15 protein-coding genes are annotated in these 19459 nt (G+C 71.1%); 6 read left to right on the forward strand and 9 right to left on the reverse strand.

The window, feature by feature from the left end; translation table 11 throughout:
• Nucleotides 1-3: 3 nt before the first annotated feature.
• Complete coding sequence (locus WME83_RS15565; RefSeq protein ID WP_437320065.1) at nucleotides 4-2064, reverse strand: hydantoinase/oxoprolinase family protein; 2061 nt, start codon at nucleotides 2062-2064, stop codon at nucleotides 4-6.
• A 443-nt stretch (nucleotides 2065-2507) separates the two neighbouring features.
• On the opposite strand from WME83_RS15565, the gene WME83_RS15570 reads away from it, so the two are divergent.
• The 4 genes from WME83_RS15570 to WME83_RS15585 all read left to right on the forward strand — a co-directional run bounded on the left by WME83_RS15570 (nucleotide 2508) and on the right by WME83_RS15585 (nucleotide 7425).
• Nucleotides 2508-4112: a YifB family Mg chelatase-like AAA ATPase gene (locus WME83_RS15570; protein ID WP_437320066.1), complete on the forward strand. Its 1605-nt coding sequence runs from the start codon at nucleotides 2508-2510 to the stop codon at nucleotides 4110-4112.
• Nucleotides 4113-4268: 156 nt separating this feature from the next.
• Nucleotides 4269-5297 carry a recombinase RecA gene (gene recA / locus WME83_RS15575; RefSeq protein ID WP_437320067.1) on the forward strand — a complete coding sequence of 343 codons (1029 nt, stop codon included), beginning with the start codon at nucleotides 4269-4271 and terminating at the stop codon, nucleotides 5295-5297.
• 250 nt (nucleotides 5298-5547) lie between these two features.
• Nucleotides 5548-6024 (forward strand): single-stranded DNA-binding protein, encoded by a 477-nt coding sequence (locus WME83_RS15580; RefSeq protein ID WP_437320068.1) that lies wholly within the window; start codon nucleotides 5548-5550, stop codon nucleotides 6022-6024.
• A gap of 675 nt (nucleotides 6025-6699) precedes the next feature.
• On the forward strand, nucleotides 6700-7425 hold the full coding sequence (locus tag WME83_RS15585; RefSeq protein WP_437320069.1) for a hypothetical protein: 726 nt from the start codon (nucleotides 6700-6702) through the stop codon (nucleotides 7423-7425).
• A gap of 134 nt (nucleotides 7426-7559) precedes the next feature.
• Here the strand turns inward: WME83_RS15585 and WME83_RS15590 are convergent, their stop codons facing one another.
• Together WME83_RS15590 and WME83_RS15595 are read right to left on the reverse strand one after the other, a co-directional pair.
• Entirely contained in the window at nucleotides 7560-8597 is a 1038-nt protein-coding gene (locus WME83_RS15590; RefSeq protein ID WP_437320070.1) for a hypothetical protein, read from the reverse strand.
• Between the two features lie 65 nt (nucleotides 8598-8662).
• Nucleotides 8663-9106, reverse strand: coding sequence for a PA2169 family four-helix-bundle protein (locus WME83_RS15595; protein WP_437320071.1), 444 nt, complete (start codon nucleotides 9104-9106; stop codon nucleotides 8663-8665).
• A gap of 300 nt (nucleotides 9107-9406) precedes the next feature.
• Between WME83_RS15595 and WME83_RS15600 the strand changes: the two genes are divergently transcribed.
• Entirely contained in the window at nucleotides 9407-9673 is a 267-nt protein-coding gene (locus WME83_RS15600) for a hypothetical protein (RefSeq protein WP_437320072.1), read from the forward strand.
• Nucleotides 9674-9755: 82 nt separating this feature from the next.
• Here WME83_RS15600 and WME83_RS15605 read toward each other — a convergent pair whose 3' ends face one another.
• The 3 genes from WME83_RS15605 to WME83_RS15615 form a co-directional block, all read right to left on the reverse strand.
• Nucleotides 9756-11525, reverse strand: coding sequence for a metallophosphoesterase (locus WME83_RS15605; RefSeq protein WP_437320073.1), 1770 nt, complete (start codon nucleotides 11523-11525; stop codon nucleotides 9756-9758).
• 145 nt (nucleotides 11526-11670) lie between these two features.
• Nucleotides 11671-15477, reverse strand: a complete 3807-nt coding sequence (mfd, locus tag WME83_RS15610) for a transcription-repair coupling factor (RefSeq protein ID WP_437320074.1) — start codon at nucleotides 15475-15477, stop codon at nucleotides 11671-11673.
• Between the two features lie 814 nt (nucleotides 15478-16291).
• Nucleotides 16292-17215, reverse strand: a complete 924-nt coding sequence (locus WME83_RS15615) for a transposase (protein ID WP_437322002.1) — start codon at nucleotides 17213-17215, stop codon at nucleotides 16292-16294.
• On the opposite strand from WME83_RS15615, the gene WME83_RS15620 reads away from it, so the two are divergent.
• Nucleotides 17214-17357, forward strand: coding sequence for a hypothetical protein (locus WME83_RS15620; protein ID WP_437322155.1), 144 nt, complete (start codon nucleotides 17214-17216; stop codon nucleotides 17355-17357). The genes WME83_RS15615 and WME83_RS15620 overlap by 2 nt on opposite strands.
• A gap of 108 nt (nucleotides 17358-17465) precedes the next feature.
• Here the strand turns inward: WME83_RS15620 and WME83_RS15625 are convergent, their stop codons facing one another.
• Genes WME83_RS15625 through WME83_RS15635 form a run of 3 tightly spaced genes read right to left on the reverse strand, consistent with a single transcriptional unit; the run spans nucleotide 17466 to nucleotide 19419 of the window.
• The gene (locus WME83_RS15625; protein WP_437320075.1) at nucleotides 17466-18338 is read right to left on the reverse strand and encodes a hypothetical protein; all 873 of its coding nucleotides are present in this window, start codon (nucleotides 18336-18338) and stop codon (nucleotides 17466-17468) included.
• A complete protein-coding gene (locus WME83_RS15630; protein ID WP_437320076.1) occupies nucleotides 18335-18940 on the reverse strand; it encodes a hypothetical protein in 606 nt (201 codons plus the stop codon). Before WME83_RS15630 ends, WME83_RS15625 begins: the two co-directional genes overlap by 4 nt.
• Nucleotides 18937-19419 (reverse strand): hypothetical protein, encoded by a 483-nt coding sequence (locus tag WME83_RS15635; protein ID WP_437320077.1) that lies wholly within the window; start codon nucleotides 19417-19419, stop codon nucleotides 18937-18939. Before WME83_RS15635 ends, WME83_RS15630 begins: the two co-directional genes overlap by 4 nt.
• Nucleotides 19420-19459: the final 40 nt, after the last annotated feature.

A 19459-nucleotide genomic window follows, 5' to 3' on the forward strand; every position in this document is an offset into this window, starting at 1 on the left:
GCGTCACCGGGCGGAGGCGTCGATGTCGATGAGGAGGCTGCCCTGCTCGTGCACGGCGAGGCGATCTCCTGGAGACAGGATCGTCGAGGCGGCCGGCTCCTCGACGACGGCCGGTCCGTCGACGCGCATGCCCGGCCTCAGGCGAGCGCGCTCGTACACGGGGCTCTCCAGCACGCCGAGCTCGTCGAAGTCGACGGCGCGAGCGCCCTTGCGCGCGGGCGTGGGATCCGGCGGAGAGCGATCGAGCCGCGCCGGACGCGGCCTGTCCACGGCGCCGACGGCTGCGACGTGGAGGCTCACGATCTCCACGGCAGCGTCCAGGCGAAAGGTGTAACGCTGCTCGTGGAGGGCGTGGAAGCGCCCCAGGGTCTCGCTCAGCGCAGCGCTGTCCAGCGTGCCGGCGGGGAGCGCGACCTTGACGGTATGCTCCTGACCGGCATAACGCAGCTCGGCGAAGCGGCGCGCAGAGACGCGCGCCGGGTCGAGCCCTCCCCGGCAGACGAGGGCGCTGCTCTCGTGCTCGAGCTCTCGGAGGAGCGCGGCGAGCGCGCCTGTCTGCGAGGGCTCGGCGCGCACGAGCGCGGTCCGCACGAGGTCGACCCGCGCGTCGGCCATGAGCATGCCCCAGGCCGAGAAATGCGCGGGTGCGACCGGGATGATGACCCGTCGGATCCGGAGGCTGCGCGCCAGGGCCGAGGCGTGCATCGAGCCGCCGCCGCCGAAGGCGACGAGCGCGAACTCCCGCGGATCGTGCCCGCGGCGGACGGTCACGCGCCTGAGCAGGCTCTCCGTGATCGCGTTTGCGAGGCGGACGACCCCGCGCGCGGCCTCGGCCTCGGTGACGCCGCAGGGCGCGGCGATGCGGCGGATCGCCCGGCGGGCGGCCTGCACGTCGAGCGGGATGCGGCCGCCGAGGAAGTATGCGGGGTTGATGCGGCCGCACAGGAGGTTCGCGTCGGTGGTGGTCGGCTCCTCTCCACCTCGACCGTAGCAGGCCGGCCCCGGCACAGCGCCTGCCGATCGCGGGCCGACCTCCAGCCGCCCGGCCTCGTCGATACGGGCGATCGAGCCGCCGCCTGCGCCGATCTCCGCGATATCGACCACCGGGATCATGAGGGGGTATCCGGGGGACGTCGGGGTCCATTCCACCTTGTATTCGGTGGTGACGCGCGCCTCTCCGCCCTGGAGGACGGCGCACTTGGCGGTCGTGCCCCCGATATCGAGGCAAATGATGTCGCGCTCCCCGAGGAGCTGCCCGAGGGCGAGGGCGCCGAGGACGCTGCCTGCAGGCCCGGACTCGACGAGGCGGATGGGCGCGGCGCCCGCCTCGGGGAACGTCGTGATGCCGCCGCTCGACTGCATGACATGGAGCGATGACCCCGCCGCGCCGCGCCCGATCAATCTGCTCTCCAGGCTGCTCAGGTACGCGGCGGCGAGCGGCTGGACATAGGCGTTCAGCACCGCGGTGCTCGTGCGCTCGTACTCGCGCCACTCCCGCGTGATCTCGGACGACGCGGTCACCGGTATGGCGGGGGCCTCTGCCCGGGCGATCTCGGCGGCGCGGCGCTCGTGGGCCGGGTTCCGGTAGGCGTGCAGGAAGCAGATGGCGATGGCGCGGGCGCCCCGGTCGAGGAGCGCGCGGACGCCGCGCCGCACGCTGTCCTCGTCGAGCGGCGTCAGCACTTCGCCCTTGTGGTCCAGCCGCTCGGTGACCTCGAGGCGGAGGTCTCGGGGGACGAAGGGCTCGGGTTTGCGGAAGGAGAAGTTGTAGATGTCCGGCCGGTTGGCCCGGCCGATCTCCAGGACGTCGCGAAAGCCCCGCGTCGTGAGCAGCCCGGTCCGAGCGCCTTTGCGCTCGGTGAGGGCGTTGATGATCAGGGTGGTGCCGTGGATGAAGGACCCCATGCGGGCGGCGTCGATCCGCGCCTGATTGAGGGCCTCGAGGACACCTCGCGTGAGATCGTCCGGTGTGGTGGGGACCTTGGCGAGCGAGAGCTCTCCTGTCTCCTCATCGAAGGCGACGAGGTCCGTGAACGTCCCGCCGATATCGCTGGCAACACGCATGAGCGCGTCCTCCTGCGCGGGCCGGGCGATCGAGGCTGCGGGGCGGGCGGTCAGGGGCCGCTCCGCCTCGCCGGATCGCCATCGCCGGGGCACCATGGCAGCGCATTCGTTCTGGCTCGGACCCTCCCTGTGCTCCGTGCGCAGCCGTGTCAATGAGGGAGCTCGCGCACGCGCGTGAGGCGCGATGGCGGAAGGCTCGGGCATGCGTGCCGAGCAGCAGGCGCTCCGCGCGGGGAGGGCGCGACGCTGCGTGCGCACGCAGGGCGAGCGACCTGCCGCGAACCCAACGTGGGTGCGCCGGGGGAGGGGCCCGCGCGCGCCTCGGTCCCGGCGCCCCTGGCGGCCGCCACCCCCTCCGCCGCATCCGCCACCCCTGACCGCCCGTAAGTCCCTGAAATTGCGTGTGTCCCTGCCTGGCACGCCGTTCGCGAAAGGGCTCGGACATGCAGGCCACGGCGCTCACGTTCTCGCTGCTCGGGCTCGACGCCCACCCCATCCGCGTGGAGGTCGACTCCGGCCGCGGCCCCTCGTTCTTTCAGATGGTGGGCCTCGCCGAGGCGAGCGTCCGAGAGAGCCGCGTGCGCGTCCGCGCTGCCCTCCAGCAACTCGGCGTCGAGCTCGACGAATATGTGATCACCGTGAACCTCGCCCCGGCAGACCTCAAGAAGAGCGGCGGCGCGTACGACCTCGCGATCGCCATCGCCGCGCTCGCCGCGCTCGGCAAGGTTCCGGCCGAAGGGCTCGACCAGATCGGCTTGCTCGGCGAGCTCTCGTTGAGCGGCGCGGTGCGCCCGGTGCGCGGCGTGCTGCCGGCGCTGCGCGGCGCGGCGGAGCAGGGGATCCTGCGCGCGATCGTGCCTCACGGCAATGCGCGCGAGGCGGCGAGCGTGGCCGGCGTCGACGTCTTCATCGCCGAGCACCTCGGCCAGGTCGTCGCGCACCTCCGCGGCAACAAGGCCCTCCCCGGCGCCGGCTCCGTGGCCACGGTCGTCGCCGAGCCCAGCGCCGCGGCGGTGGATCTCGCCGAGGTCCGCGGCCAGCACGGGGCGCGCCGCGCCCTCGAGATCGCGGCCGCCGGCGGGCACAACCTCATCATGCTTGGCCCGCCGGGCAGCGGAAAGACCATGTTGGCGCGCCGACTGCCGACGATCATGCCGCCCATGTCCTACGAGGAGGCGCTGGACATCACCGCGATCCACTCGGTCGCCGGGCTGCTCTCCCCGGACCGGGGCCTCGTCGCGGCGCGCCCCTTCCGCGCCCCGCACCACACCGTGAGCGCCGCGGGCCTCGTCGGCGGCGGCGATCCGATCCGCCCGGGCGAGGTCTCCCTGGCCCACCATGGTTGCCTGTTCCTCGACGAGCTCCTCGAGTTCCGCCGCGGCGTCCTCGAGGCCCTCCGCGAGCCCCTCGAGGAGGGCACGGTCGCCCTCTGTCGCGCTCGCGCCCGCGTCGTGTTCCCTGCGCGTCCGATCCTGGTCGCCGCCATCAACCCCTGTCCGTGCGGCTTCTACGGGGATCGCGGGAATCGCTGCGTCTGCTCCCTCGACCGCGTGCGCGCCTACCGCGCGCGGCTGAGCGGGCCGCTGCTCGATCGCATCGATCTGCACATCGCCTTGCCTCCGGTCGACGTCGCTCACCTGTGCGCGCCGCTCGGGGCGGCGAAGGACGACGGCCGGGCGCCCTTGCACGCGCCCGAGAGCTCGGCCGCCGTGCGGGCGCGCGTGGTCGAGGCCCGGGCCGCGCAGCGCGCGCGCTTCGAGGCGGGCGAGGTCGCGGCGACGCACAACGCCGAGCTCGGCCCGCGCGATCTCGCGCGCGTGGCCATGCCGGACGTCTCCGGCGCGCGCGTGCTCGCGTCGGCCGTGGAGCGGCTCGGCCTCTCGGCGCGGGCGTACACCAAGGTGCTGCGGGTCGCCCGGACGCTCGCCGACATGGACAGGAGCGCTGCCGTGCGCGCGGCGCACGTGGCCGAGGCGATCGGCGCGCGGCTGTTCGACCGCGAGGCCGCCTCCGGGCCCCCGCCCGTCACCGCCGCGGCGGGCGCCTGAGCCCGCCGCGCGACCCAAGATCATCGCGCCTGCAGCGACGCAGGCGCGATCGCGGCCGCCCCGACGGCCGCGTCGAATCGGCTGTCCGCGCGCTCGGGGGCGCGCACGCGAAGCACACGACACCCAACGAAGGCAGTTTGAAAGGAAGAGACCAAGATGATGACCGAGATCGCTGAGAAGCTCCGCACCGTGAAGACCGTCGTCGGCACCATCGAGAAGCAGTTCGGGAAGGGGGCGATCATGTCGTTGAACGATGAGAACGAGACCAGGGACATCGGCCTGATCCGGACCGGCTCGCTGTCGCTGGACGCGGCGCTCGGGATCGGCGGCTACCCGCGCGGGCGGATCGTGGAGATCTACGGCCCGGAGTCGTCGGGGAAGACCACCCTCACGCTCCACGCGATGCGGGAGGCGCAGCGGGTGGGCGGGGTCGCCGCGTTCATCGACGCCGAGCACGCGTTCGACGTCACGTATGCGCGCTCGATCGGCGTCGACATCGACAGGCTCCTCGTCTCGCAGCCGGACAACGGCGAGCAGGCGCTGGAGATCGTCGAGATGCTCGCGCGCTCGAGCGCGGTCGACGTGATCGTCGTCGACTCGGTGGCTGCGCTCACGCCCAAGGCCGAGATCGAGGGCGACATGGGCGAGTCGCACATGGGCCTCCAGGCGCGGCTGATGAGCCAGGCGCTGCGGAAGCTCACGGGGATATGCCACCGGACCGACACGACGCTCATCTTCATCAACCAGCTCCGGCAGAAGATCGGCGTCGTCTTCGGCAACCCCGAGGTGACGACCGGCGGCAACGCGCTCAAGTTCTACGCGAGCGTGCGGCTCGACGTGCGGCGGGTGGGGCCGGTGAAGGTGAGCGACGAGGCCATAGGATCGAGGACACGCGTCAAGGTGGTAAAGAACAAAATGGCTCCGCCCTTCCGAGAGGCCGAGTTCGACATCCGCTGGGGTGCTGGCATCGACGGCGCGGCGGACCTCATCGACTTTGCGTGCCAGCTCGGGGTGGTGGAGAAGAGCGGCGCGCACCTGTCGTTCGCGGGGGAGCACATCGGGCAGGGGAGGGAGCGCGCCCGCGAGGCGCTGATCGGGAAGCCGACGCTCGCCACGTCGCTCCGCGCGGCCGTCGACGCGGCCGCGCCGGCGCGGCCCGGCGCCAGCGCGGCGATGGATGCGTGAGCCCGAGCGGGCGGCGCGCCGGCGGCCCGGGGCTGCCGCGCGCCGCCCGCTCGGCTCGAACGACGGTTTGCTCGCGGGGAGATACCGCGCCTCGCCGAGAGAGGCGCTGGGCAGCAGGAGAGCTCGATGAACGGCGCTCGAGCGCTATCGAGCGACGGGTGACAGCGGAATACGACAGCAAACGACGTAATCGACGGCAAGCGACGTAATCGACGGCAAACGACAACAATATCACGATCTGGAGCGCATCATGAACGAGGGAATGAACAAGGTGATTCTCATGGGCAATCTCGGCTCGGATCCGGAGCTGCGCTACACCGGCAATGGCACGCCGGTGCTCCAGCTGCGCATGGCGACGAACGAGTCGTTCGTCGACAAGAACAAGGAGCCCAAGGAGCGCACCGAGTGGCACAACATCGTGTTCTGGGGGCCGCGCGCCGAGGCGCTCGCGAAGGTGCTGACCAAGGGCGACGGCGTGCTCATCGAGGGCGGGCTGCGGACGTCGAGCTACGAGAAGGACGGGATCCGGCGCTACCGCACCGAGGTGATCGCGCGGGAGCTCCGCTTCACCGGGCGCCGGTCCATGGCGCAGCCGCCGCCTGGGCTGGAGGACGATGGCGAGGCGACGCAGCCCGGGGCCTCGGTGCCGACCACCGCGCGGCCCGGGAAGAACGGGGCGCGGGGGCGGCCGCCGGAGATGCCAGCGCTGGATGAGCTGCCGTACTGAGGGCGGAGAGACGGGCGAGGCGGCTGGGTGGAGCCGCCTCGCGGCGCTCCCGGCGCGCCTCGCCGCCTGTCGAGCGTCGGATTCACGTCGCGGGCGGTCGCGCCGAGGGTCGTTGCGATGTCGGGTCGGTCGGCCACCGCCGCGCGCTCGGTTCGGGGAGGAGAGGAGCGTGCTCTCGTCGAGGGAGAGATCCCGTTGAGCAGCGGCAGGATCGCGCAAATGCTGCGGCGCTGCTGCGGCGCTTGGAGAGCGCCCGCTCCTGGTCGTGCAGGAGTGCCTCGCGCAGCCCCAGCGCTCGCTGAGTGGAGTGTTGCTGGATTCCAGCGGGACGAGCTTCCGATGCCGATGTCTCACGCCGTCGTCCCTCACGGATACTGGCGCGCAGCGTCAGCCGCGACGGCTGAGTCAATGACTCGGGGGCGCCATCAACCGGTGGACACTATCCGGCGGTGCCGGCCGAAGAGCTCTTGTGTCCTACATGAGCACATGAAAATGAATCAGCGCATCGGGAAACGTTAGAAGCATGTTGACGGATGCCGTGTATCGACAGTAAACATTGGATGCTAGGCTCGACCCGACCAGGTGCGATTCTCTTGCTGTACACGATCGACCTCCTCAACCGAATCTGCTCGGCCTGCGGAACGGCAACGTGGTAACCGTCAACCGAGGTAATTCATGCTCAGCAATGCTGCTCGTTTCCTGATGGTGTCTGCTGCTGCTTCTCTCGTCGCGCTCGGCTCCGCGCCCGCCGAGGCGTGCTCGGATATCGCCGATGAGGCGCTCGATATCGTCGCGGCCGGGACGGCGGTCTCCAGCGGCGCCTCGCTCTTCACGCTCGCTCAGAAGAACCTCTGGGGATATACGAGCTCGGACATCTCCGTGCTCTGGGGGTCGCCCAGCCCGAGCTCCGCTGTCTACTACGACAACGCCGTCGATACCATCGACGTCTCAGGCACTCCCTTGGGCGACGACTTCACGCCGGTCACGAGCATCTCGAGCGTCGCCGCGGGCGACATCCTGGTGCTCGACTCGACCGGCTCCTACAGCGGGCACACCGCCATCGTCAGGTTGGCGCCGACGCAGATCACCGCGATAAAGCCGATTATCGCCAACACGACGCAATGGGTGTTGCCGATCATCGACTCGACCACCTCGGTGCACGGCTGCAGCACCATCTATCCCGACAGCCGCTTCGTCCCCTCGGCGCCGGGCTCGTGCGTCGGCACGTTCACGGCGGGGCCGGGGACGGCCTACATGCGTATCTATGCCGATGTGACGACGGGAGCCGTGGTCGGACACACCTGGAGCGTCACCTCGGGCGGCACCTACTACCCGAGCAGCGGGACGAGCACCGCGCGCCCCCTCGTGATCGCCAGCCAGCAGTCCTGCCCCCCGCTCTGATCCGCCGCTGAGCGCCGCGCCGGCGCGCGCCTGCCGAGCGCCGGCGCGCGCCTGAGATCAACGAGCGCTCTCGACGCTCCGCGCCTCGCGAGATGGGACGTCCCGCATCTCGCGGGCGCGGAGGCCCCCGGGGATCACCGCATTCCCTGCTTCTGATCGGCCGCGGGCACGCGGCAGAGCTGCGCGATGCCGCGGCCGCTCAGCCTCTCGCTCGTCAGCTCGAACTGCGGCACATACATGCAGAAGCGCCCGCTCTTCTGGGTCGCGATGCTCGCCCGGCGCGAGATCATGCCCTCGAGCTCCGAGCGCGTGACGGCCGCGTCCGTCTTCAGCGTGTCCGTGACCCGGAGCTCGGGCGCGTTGGGGCAGCTCATCGAGGCGGAGACGGTGAGGTTGGGCTTCACCCTCTCCTGAGCGCCGGCCCCTGACCCTGCCTGACCCCCGCCCTGCGCGCCGTCCGCCTGACCGCCTTGCGCGCCGCCGGCCTGACCGCCTGCGTGGGCTTGGGCGCCGCCCTGAGCGCCGCCGGCCTGGCTGCCGCCGGGAGCACCACCCGCCGGGGCCTGGCTGCCGCCGGTGTCACGGCTGCGATCCTGAGCGCCGCCGGCCTGAGCCTGGCTGCCGCCGGCAGGGCCTTGCGCCGCGCCGCCGGTCTGGCCCTGCGCGCCCGCGCCGCCTCGCCCCTGAGGGCCGCCGCCCGGCTGAGCGCCCGAGGGCTGCTGCGACTTGCCCGCCGCGGCGGGCTCGATCCGACCGTTCACGGAAGCGGTGTAGGTGCACCCTTCCTCGATTTTGAAGGAGATCTGCTCCTTGAGCGTCATCGCCTTCTTCTGGCGTTGCCCCTGTTGCTGCTGCTGTTGCTGCGCGCGTTGCCCAGGCTGGTCGCCCTGCTGTTGCGCGCCGCCTTGCGCCGTCCCACGGGCGCCGCCCTGGTGCGCGCCGCCCTGCTGCTGCGCGCCGCCCTGCTGTTGCGCGCCGCTCTGCGCCGTCCCGCGGGCGCCACCCTGCTGGGCGCCGCCGCCCTGCTGGGCGCCGCCCTGGGCCGCCCCCGGCGTGCCCGATTCGCGCTGCTGCGGCGGGCTCGTGCTGCCCGTCTGGGCGGCCGCCAGCGCCGGCGCGACCGCGAGCGCGCCCATGGCGAGCGCGAGATGAATGGACCGACTCGACTTCATAGTACCCCCCCAGCGTAGAACCTGTTTCCGATCGTCCTCGTCACCACCTCGGGCCGATCGCCCGTCTAGGCGGCCCGCTCCCAGATCTTCCGCGACAGCGCGTCCTTGATCCAGGCGAGGTGCCGCTGCTCATCGGCGTAATTGCGCTCGACGATGGCCCGCGCCTCGGTCGTGAGCGACTCGTTCAGCGCCGCCTGGTATTGCCGGTTCGACATCTCCTCGTTGCCGCGCATCGCGAGCAGCGCGCTGTGGTCTCCCATGCTCGTGATCGCCGTGAACCCTTCGATGAGCTTGCCCTTGAGGTCGCGGCTCGCCGCCGGGGCGCCGCCGAGCGACGTCACGTGTGCGCTCAGATCCACCACGTGGCGCCCGTGATCGTCCCTGAACCTCGCGAGCATCTCCCTGGTCTGAGCGTGCTCGCACGCCTGGATGGCCTGCTCGTAAGCGGCGATCGCGTCGCGATCGAGCTGGATGAGATCGTTGAGCACCTCGACGACGTCTCTCGCCATGATCGACACTCCTTCCGGGGTCGCGCTCCGCACGGACCCCCCCGCCGACCACCTTGGGCATTTGCGCGGGGACGCAAGCCATGCGCGGGTCGTGCGCCGAGCCTGGCGCCGCCGTGGCCGCGCTCGGCTCGACGGCCCGCGACGAGCCGCGGCCGGCGGCGGCCGCGAGGGGCTGCCTGGCAGCCCGTTCAGCCCGGCGACCTCGACCTGGCACGGACCGTGAACCCCGTCGGGAAACCCTGACGACTTCCGCGGACCGGCGCGGTCAGCGCCGGCCACGCGGGGAGATGGGATGTGCCCATGAAACGCTCTTTTGGCTCATCGATCCGCGCCGCGCTCGCGCTGCTCCTCGTCGCCGCCTCCGCGGCGTGCGCCGAGGGGCTCGCGAACGCGCCGAGCATCAACCGCGAATGGACCCCGGACGACCGCGAGCAGGACGCCATCGCGAACGGCCCGCGCTCGTGCCCGAGGGAAGGCCAGGATCCGCTCGCGCCCCCCGGGGAGCAACGCGAGATCTGTCCCAAGGTCTCTCCGCTGACCCTGCCCAACCTCGCCGCCACGCCCTGACCGCCCGATCGAGGCCGCGCGCGCCACGAGGACGGCAGAATGTCCCGATTGAGGCGAACTGCCTCAACCCGCAGGAGCGATCCTACCGCTCTGGCGCGCCGTCCTCGGCGGTGCAACCGGCCGCGGAGGGGCGGCTCTGCGGCTCGCCGGCGGGGCACTCACGGAGCCCGGCGTCCGCCGAGGCAGGGGTGGACCGGTCGGTCCAGCGATGCTGCGGCGCGATCGGGATCGTGACGGGCTCCTCGATGAGCTCCGGCGCGAGCGCGCCGCCTTGAGGGACGAGGCGCGGCTCGCCGGGCCTGCGATCCTCGGCCACCTTCCACGCGCGCGGCACCTTCCGCAGGCCGACGGGGTAGATGGTGAGCCCGCCTCGGTGGACGTGAATCCGCAAGAAGTTCTTGTAGTCCTCGATCTGGAGCGCCGAGAACGCCTCGTTGCCGTGGCGACGCGCGACGTTGAGCGAGATCAGGAGGTAGATGCCCATCAACGTCGACCCGACCACGGCGCCGGTCACGCCGACGAAGAGCGTCACGCCGACGATGCTCCACATCGACTGGAGGCTCCGGACGTCGACGCCGAGCAGCGCGCCGCCGGCGTAAGCGAGCCCCAGCGCGGCCCCGAGGTGCGCGAGCGCGTGGAGCGAGCCGGCGAGGCGGCGATACCAGGTCTTGTGCGTGTCGGTGAAGACGATGAACACGAGCAGGACGACGAGGACCCACGCGACGGCGCCCGGACCGGGGCGGGGCAGCGTCAGCGAAGAGAGCATGTAGACGAACGCCGCGACGGGCCAGAAGCCGAGGTTGTACCGGGCGAACAAGAGGTTGCGCCAGGTGAGGCGGCGCGACTCGGGCTCTGACGGAAATGACGCCTTCAGGGTGTAGGGGCGCTGGTCCGCGCCCGCGCCCGAGCGGACCACGGCGACCGGCTCGCCGTGGGTCGGGTGGAGGAAGGCGCCGCCGCCGCCGGCGATGATGTTCTGCCGGCCGTCGGCGGACTCGTGGCGTCGATAGTGGTGCAGATCTCCGGCGATGCGCGCGACGACCTCGATCCCGGGCCGCGCGTCGGCGAGCTGCTTCTCGAAGAAGGCGAGGTTGCTCTGGAGATCGGGGTTGTAGATGGCGCCCTTCACCCAGTCGGGCTCGGCGGTGCAGAGGACCACGCGATCCCCGTCGCGCATGTCGTGCCTCGCCAGCTTGCAGAAATACTCGATCTGCGGCTGATCGATGTCGGACTCCAGCTGGATGTCCACGCCGAGCAGCCAGAAGCCGTGGGGGAGCCTCAGCGCGAAGTAGCTCCGCGACTGGAGCGTCTTCCACGCGCCGAGCGTGCGCTTCTGGCCGAAGAGGCGCATGAAGCTCATCAGCCCGTCGTACCAGTCGTGATTGCCCGGGATCGCGAACAGGTGCGGCGGCTCCTCCACGTCCGCCTTCGGGAGCGCGGCCGCGTAGGGCTCGACGAGGCGCGTCCAGTACGCTTGCCGCGTGGCCGAGGGATACACCTGGTCCCCGCCCATGATCAGCACCTCTCCGCGCCGCGTCTCCCGGCCGTCGAGCGAGAGCGTCGGCCGGGCGAGCAGGCTCGCGATCGCGTAGGTGGGGTTGAAGCCGTCTCCCGTGTCCGCCACGTAGTCGATCCAGATCTCGTCGCGCGTGAGGCCGTTTCGAACGGCATAGTCGAAGGGCAGCTGCGGCCCCGCGATCGCCTCGATGAGCCGGAAATCGCCGCGCGCGCCGATCAGGCGGGAGACGGTCAGGTCGAGCGCGGCGCGGGCCAGCTGGAACGGGCTGTACCAGCTCGTCATGGTGCTCCGCTGGAGCGCCTCGAGCCGCTCGCGATCCCGGCGATCGGTCATCCATCCCCTCCCGTCGCGCAACGGTATCACCGCCGGAGCGCGGCGTCGCCTCCGCGCCGCGCGGCCGGATCGTGGTCAATCCCGCGCGGCGAGCTCACCGGGGGATGCTGGACGATCCGGGAGCCCGCCGCGCGGCGGCGCGCGATCAGGCGCCGTCCTTGAGGCAGTTGGCGAGCTCGCTGAGGAGCTTGTCGGTCGCCTCCAGCCCGCTCGTGAAGACCTCGCCGTCCCTGGGGCGACGGGAGAGCCGCATGTCGGGCGAGATCCGGTAGGGCGAGCCCTTCGGCTGGACCAGCCGGAGCACCTTGGCGTGGTCGAGCGGGGTGTCCTCGCGCAGGTGCAGCGTGACCCCCTTGGCGCTCGCCTCGCACGCGAGCGCCTTCAGCCGGCGCAGCTCGGTCTTGAGCCGCATGAGGTGCACGAACCGGCGCGCCTCGATCGGCGGCGGGCCGAAGCGGTCCTCCATCTCGACCGCGAGGTCCTGCACGTCTTCGGCCGAGCCGGCGCTGGCGAAGCGCTTGTAGAGGGAGAGGCGTACGCCGACGTCGGAGACGTACTCCTCCGGCAGGAGCGCATCGGCGTCGAAGGAGAGCTCGGTGTCGACGTCGTGGACCACGGGCTCGCCGCGGAGCTCGTGGACGGCCTCGTCGAGCATCTGGCAGAAGAGCTCGAAGCCGACCTGGGCGACGGTGCCGCTCTGCTCGGCGCCGAGGAGGTCGCCGGCGCCGCGTAGCTCCAGGTCGAGCGAGGCGATCTGGAAGCCGGAGCCGAGCTCGGTGTGGCGCTCGAGGGCCTCGATGCGGGCGCGGGCCTCGTCGGTCATGGCGTTCGGGGGCGGGACGATGAGGTAGCAGTAGGCCCGCTCCTTGGAGCGGCCGACGCGGCCGCGCAGCTGGTAGAGCTGCGAGAGGCCGAACATGTCGGCGCGGTCGATGAGGATGGTGTTGGCGCGGGGGATGTCGAGGCCGCTCTCGATGATGGCGGTGGCGCAGAGGACGTCGTAGCGTCCCTCGACGAAGTCGAGCATGGCCTGCTCGAGGTTCTGCTCGCTCATCTGGCCGTGCGCGACGCAGATGCGGGCGCTCGGGACGAGCTCGGCGAGGCGGGCGGCGCGCTCGTAGAGGCCCTCGACGCGGTTGTAGACGTAGAAGACCTGGCCGCCGCGGCCGAGCTCGCGGAGGACGGCCTCGCGGATGACGGCCTCGTCGTGGCGGGTAACCACGGTGCGGATGGCGCGGCGGTCGACCGGGGGGGTGGTGATGATCGACATGTCGCGGAGGCCGGAGACCGCCATCTGGAGGGTGCGGGGGATGGGGGTGGCCGAGAGCGTGAGGACGTCGACGTTGGTCTTGAGGGCCTTGATGCGCTCCTTGTGGGTGACGCCGAAGCGCTGCTCCTCGTCGACGACGAGCAGGCCGAGCCGCTTGAAGTGGATGTCCTTGGAGAGGAGGCGGTGCGTGCCGATGACGACGTCGACGCTGCCGTCGCGGAGGCCGCGGGAGACCTCGTCCTGCTCCTGCTTGGTCTGGAAGCGGGACATGGCGCGGACCTCGATGGGGTAGGAGGCCATGCGGGACTTGAAGCTGAGGTAGTGCTGCTGCGCGAGCACCGTGGTTGGACAGAGGACGGCCACCTGCCTGCCGGCGTTGGCGGCGCGGAAGGCGGCGCGGATGGCAACCTCGGTCTTGCCGAAGCCGACGTCGCCGCAGACGAGGCGGTCCATGGGACGGCCGGACTCGAGGTCGGCCGCAACCTCGGTGATGGCCCGCGCCTGGTCGGGCGTCTCGTCGAAGGGGAAAGTCGCTTCGAAGGCACGGTAATCGTCGTCCGAGGGCGGAATGGGCTCGGCCGTGGCGGCGCGGCGCTCGGCGTACAGACGCAGGAGCTCGTCGGCCATCTTACGGACGCTCTTCTCGACCCGCGCCTTCGTCTTGGCAAAGGTTTGCCCGCCGAGCCGATCGAGCTTGGGGGCGCCTTCGCCGCCGCTGAATTTCTGGATCTGGTTGAGGCGGTAGACCGGCAGGTAGAGCTTGTCGCCGCCGGCGTACTCGACGGCGATGAGGTCGACCGTGGTTGCGCCGACCTGCTTGTGGACGAGGCCGAGGTACCGTCCGATGCCGTGCTCTACATGGACGACGTAATCGCCGACACCCAGGTTGCGGAGATCCTCGAGGAAGGCCTGCGCGGGCTTGGTGGCGGAGGCGGAGGCGCGAGCGGCGCGGCGGTGGGCCCGGGCTCCGAAGATCTCCTCTTCCGTGACCAGCGCTAGCCCCTCGGCCGGAGCGATGACGCCACGCGCAAGGGAGCCGGTGACGACGAGGGCGGTGTCGCGTGCAACGGTTGAGCTGTTGCCGTCGAGGAACGCCGGGTCGAACGGACCGAGGTTGGCCTTCACCCGCACGTCTCGGTGGCGGAGCAGCGCAACCAGGCGCTCAACCTGGGTCTGTGCCCGCGCGGCGATCAGCACCCTGAGGCCCGCTTCTTGCCAAGCGACGACGCGGCGAACGAGCGGGTCCAGAGCGCCATGCTTGCCCCGTGAAGCGCGGGCCGCCTTGATGGCACGCTCGAGGTCCGACTGGTCCCGCGTGGCGATCGAGGGGGCATCCTCGGGGACGACCTCGAAGCGCTCCAGCGAGTCCTGACTTTCCACGGCGCCCTCAACCCCGGTGCGATGTAGCGCAACCACGGTGCGGTTCCCGAGCCAGGACGCGACGTGCGCCTCGTCCTCGTAGAAGGCGCCGAGCGCGAAGTGCGGTTCGCGATCCTTGTGGCTCCGGTCGGCGGCGGCGCGACCGAGCTCGTCGCGCAGGGCGGCGGTGAGGGAGGCCGGATCCTCGAGAACGACGAGCGCGTCGCCGGGCAGGTACGAGCTAAAGGCGGCGAGGTCGATGTACGCCGGCAGATAGCCCTCGGCCCCGAAGAAGGCACGGCCGCTGGCAACGTCGTCGACCAGGGCGCGCGCCTTGGTCGAGGGGAAGTCGATGGCGTCGCACGCGGCACGGACGCGCTGGCGGGCGCGCTCGACATTGTCTGGCGTGAGGATCGCCTCGCGGGCCGGCGGCAGCCAGACCTCCTTCACGTCGGCGATCGTGCGCTGGTCGTCGGGGTTGAAGGTCTTGATCGAAGCGATGACGTCGCCGTAAAAATCGATGCGCACCGGCAGCTCGGCCGAGGGCGCCCAGACATCGAGGAGGGCACCGCGAACGGCGAAGGAGCCAGGGTCTTCCACGAGGGGGCTGCGCACGTAGCCAGCGGCGCCGAGGCGGGCGGAGAGCGCGTCGCGATCCATCTCCTGCTCGGCGATGACGAGCTCGGCGTGCTCGGTGACCTCGTCCTTGGGAACGACCTTACGGGCGAGCGCGGCGACGGGGCAGACGAGGACCGACCACGGCAGGTCCATGCCGAGGTGGAAGAGCGTGGCGAGGCGGGTCTGGGCGCCGCGGCGGTCCGGGTTGACGTCCGCGTAGGGGCTGGCCTCGTTCGGCACGTAGAGCAGGACGCGGCCAGAGGCCGTGGAGCCGGTGGCCTCGGCGTCGTCGGCGTTTCGGTCGGCGAGCAGGAACGAGGCGTCTGCTGCCAGGGCGCGGGCGCTGTCGACGTCAGGGGTGAGGGCGAGGATGCGGCGGCCGGCGGCCGCTGCCACGAGGCGACGGATGACGAGTGCGCCGGCCGAGCCGGCAGAGCCCGTCACGTGGAACGTGCCAGGCGGCGCTGCGGCGAGCTCCGCGGCGAGATCGCGGGGGGTGACGATCCGGCGGTCCGAGGGGAGGTCGAACGACGGGAGCGGCTCGTGGTCGGCCGGCGTGGAGGCGGGGGGGCTGCTGGCGGAGGTGTCGTTCGAGGCGGTGTCATCGAGGCCGCCTGAGAGCTCGCTGAGGGGAGCGGTGAGTGGGGAGCTTGCGGAGGAGAGGAGGGAGCGCTCGGAGGGCATCGGCGCTGCGCGGTCTAGCATGGGCGGCACCATCCGACCCGACCGGGCGCTATCTCCAGCCCCGGACCGCCCCGGATCGGCTCCGCGACCCTGAGCGCATCCGCGAGCCCCGACCGCACCCGCGTATCCCGCGCGGACCCGACCGCGAGCGGACCCGGGACCGCGCGAACCCGACCGCGGTTGCGGCGGCGCGGATCCGACCGCGCGGACCCGACCGTGGTTGCGGCGGCGGCGTGGTTGCGGGGGCGGCGGCGCACGCGGACCCGACCGTGGTTGCGCAACTGCGACCAGACCGACCGGACCGTGGTTGTGCAGTCCTCGGTCCTATCCGATTACGCTCCTCCTCGACCGTAGGTGCGCGTCCTCCGGCCCTCCGCGGTCCTGCGGTCCTCCGCGACCGTGGCGACGCCAGTCCTTACCCCGGCCGCCATTGAAGCGCGCCGCCACCGCAGGTCGCGGCGCACCCTCACATCCGCAACCTACGGCGCTCGCGACCGGCGCTGGAGGTCGATTGTGACTGGTGCGTGGAGGTCGCGCGGAGCGGCTGAGCGCGGCCTGGAGTCCGGCACCTCGTTATGTCGCAGACGGAGCCGAGCGCGACCGGGTTTCCACCTATCTGCAATCACGGCGGTCCGCCCGAGTCTGGCGAGCAGAGAGCTACCCCACGCTGCGGTAGCCAAGCCGCCGAAATGGACATGGCGACCCTATGAGCAAGCCGAGTGAGCGTGAACCTCGCGAGCCCCCTCACCATCCATAGACTGCGTCGATACGCTCCAGCTCATGGTCGTACGACGGGAGAGGGAACACCCGTGGCCGACGCTCATGCGCGCCCTGTCTATGCTTCGGCGAGCTCGCCGCGATCGACGCTAACCCCGTGGAACACACGCATCCACCATGTCCCGACGGGGAATATTGTATTGCGTACGCCAGCGCGCCATTGTTCGAGCGATCTTCGGTATGCGGTGCGGAAGGCGTGCATCGCGGCGATCGCGTTGTTTCGCGCATCTGTTCGTCCGCGCCCAACAGCGAATGTTGGGTTGAGGCCACGGATCGGTTCGACGGTTGTCGCGCGTTTGTAAGGGGAAATCTTGCCTGCGCGTGCACGGCCGAGGAAGCTGAGTCCCCGTTGCTTCAGGGTAGCACGAGCCTGCTTCTCGTGCAGATCGAGCTGTGCTGTGACCTCGCGCCTGAACCGCTCGGCGTCGCTGTTCGCTATCATGGGCGGAAGTGTGATTGGTATGGTGGCTTCCTCGGTCCACTCTGGGTTCTTCGGATTGAAGTAAATCTCAGGGCGTCGGGCGCGCAGCGTGCCGCAGCCGAGCTCGCGGACGAGCACTTTTGCGCCCGGCCATTCGTGAGCATGCTCGACGAGGCCCGCGATCGCCGGATTGGCGAGTGTGTAGGCGATCTTCTCCACCAATGCATCCCTTGTCGATAGTTGTACTACGCTCGTTGCCTCATGGTCCCATATCGGGCCTTCCCAGGCTCGCAGGATTTTCGCTCCGAGCGCGACAATGCGGTGGAACCGCTGGAGGAAGCGTGGGAGCTCGCCACGCGTGTCCGTGGCAACAAGATGAAGATGGGTGGACATCACGCAGAGCGCGTGCACGAGGATTCCATAGCGTCGTGCCGAGACCGCCAAGCTATAGATCACGAGTCGTGTGATGGCGGAGTCGGGTCGGAGGAGGAAGTGCCTTCGCAGGACCCGGCGCGTGAGAAGGTAGGTAGCGCCAGGGACGATCGCTCGGGGCTGACTCATGTTCGTGGGAGATACCAAGAGTCGTGCCACGCTGCGAAAGCGGCTGATTCGGGCGATGATGACGCTCGGGCGGGTGGCGGCCGCCACCCTCTCCGCCACGTCTCGCCAGTGGACCAACGATCTCGTCGATCGGTACCTGTGATTTGCCTAGCAAATCTGAAAGTGTGACGATGTGTGAAAAATGTCGCGTTGGTCGACGGCGCCTCGCGCGTCGCACCGTGACGAGCGCTGGGCCGCCGCGTGCTCTCCGCTACAGGCGGATCCCGCCGCCCAGCGACGCCCCCCACACGGTGGCCCCTCGCTGCCCGGCCAGGCCGAACGGCGCATCCACGTTGACCATGCCCTGCGCGCGCACAAAGGCTGCCTCGACCTCCGCGTGCGCGTACAGGGCCGCCGACCACTGCGAGAAATTGCGCCCTGCGAGGGGGGCCGACTGCGCGAGCATCTGCACCCGCAGCCCCGGCGTCACCGGCCCGAGCCGCAAGCCGGCGTGCGCCGCGGCCACGAGCGCGAGGCGCGATGGATTGGAGTTCACCGAGACGAGCACCGCAGGATCCAGCTCGGCGCCGAGCACCACGCGCGCCAAGAGCTCCGCCCGGCTGCGGAGCAGGAGCGCGACCGGGATCGCGTTCGGCGCCCACACCCAGGGATCCGCGAACCCGCGCGCCGCGGTCGCGACCGCGTAGTTGTACTCGACCTCCGTGTTCGCCGGGATCGTCCCCGGGAACGTCGTGAGCGGCGGCGCAGCCCCGATCCCGGCATGGATCGATCGCCCTCGCCCCTCGACCAGCGCCGCCTGCAGGGTCACGAACGGATTCCCGAACCGGAACGACGAGCGCCGCGCTTCGCCCTCCACCTGGAACGTGGTCCAGGCCGCGGTCACATCCACGGTCGCGCTCAGCCACCCGTTCAGGCGAGCGCCCGCCGCCACCTGCGGGGCGACGTGCGCCGTCGCCTGCTCGCCGTCCTGCGGCGAGGCCGAAAAGACGCCGTAAAGCGCGACATACCCGCGGTCCTCCGGCCGCATCGGCATGTCGCCCACGCCCTGCGCCCGAGCAGGCGCCGCGGCCAGCGCGCCGGCCGCGACCGCCGCAATCGCGAGCGCGCGCCCTCGCCCCCTCACTTCGTCCTCCGGAACTTCTGCACGCCGCGACCCCGCAGGCTGGTCACGTAGACGCTCCCGTCCTGACCCACCGCGATCCCGTGCCCCCAGTCGATCTCCCCAGCGCCGTCCCCCGAGGTTCCCCACCGGTCCACGATCTCCCCATCGAGGTTGATCCGCAGCACATGCCCCCGCGGCCGCTCCGGATCCTGGTCGCCGCCGTCGACCACGTAGACATGCCGGTCGGGCCCGAAGGCGATCGCCCATGGCCGCCCCAGCGCCGCGCTCTTCCACTGCGCGAGGTAACCGCCGTCCGCGCTGAAGACCTGCACGCGCGCGTTCTCCCGGTCCGCCACGTAGACCCGCCCCTCGTCGTCCGTGGCGATCCCGTGCGGCGTATCGAACTGCCCCCGCCCGAAGCCCTTCTCCCCCCACTCCGACAGGAGCTCGCCGCCCGCGGAGAAGCGCGCGATGCGAGCGTGGTTGTAGCCGTCAGCCACGTAGACGTCGCCGTCCAGGCCGAAGGCGACGTTCGTCGGCCGATCGAGCTGCTCCGGGCTCGCCGCGCACCCGAGTCCCGCGAGCGACGCCAAGAGCCACACGCCGCGCCTCTTCTTCTTCACGGCGCCTCGCCGAGGGTCATGACCACCTTCCCCTCCGCCGTCAGCTTGAACACCCGGTTCTGCTCGGAGTCCGTGACCCACACGAAGCCGTCCCGGTCGACCTCGATCCCGTGCGGATAGACGAACAACCCTTCACCCCACGCGTCGAGCAGCTCCCCCGTCTCCGGATCGAAGACCAGGATGGTCGCCTCCCCGATCGGCGCGTCGTTGCCCGACGTGCGCCCGGCCGCATGGCTCACCAGCACGCGCCCGCGCCCGTCCACCGCCACGTCGAGCGCCGGCCCGAACACCATCCCCTCAGGGACGCGCGGCCACCCGTCCACCACCTCGTACGGCCCCACCGGCGCGTCGTCCGCCGCCGGCGGCCGCGACGTGCACGCCCCCGAGAGCCCGCCCGCCGCCAGCGCGAGCCCCACCGCGAGCACGCGCCCCCCGCGCCGCGCCCCAGAAGCCGCCGCCTCGTCGCAAAGCAATCCCATACCCATCCAGCATAACAGTGTTATGCTGAGGGCGTCAACG

The organism is Sorangium sp. So ce385, assembly GCF_051474135.1.
Lineage (GTDB): Bacteria > Myxococcota_A > Polyangia > Polyangiales > Polyangiaceae > Sorangium > Sorangium cellulosum_D.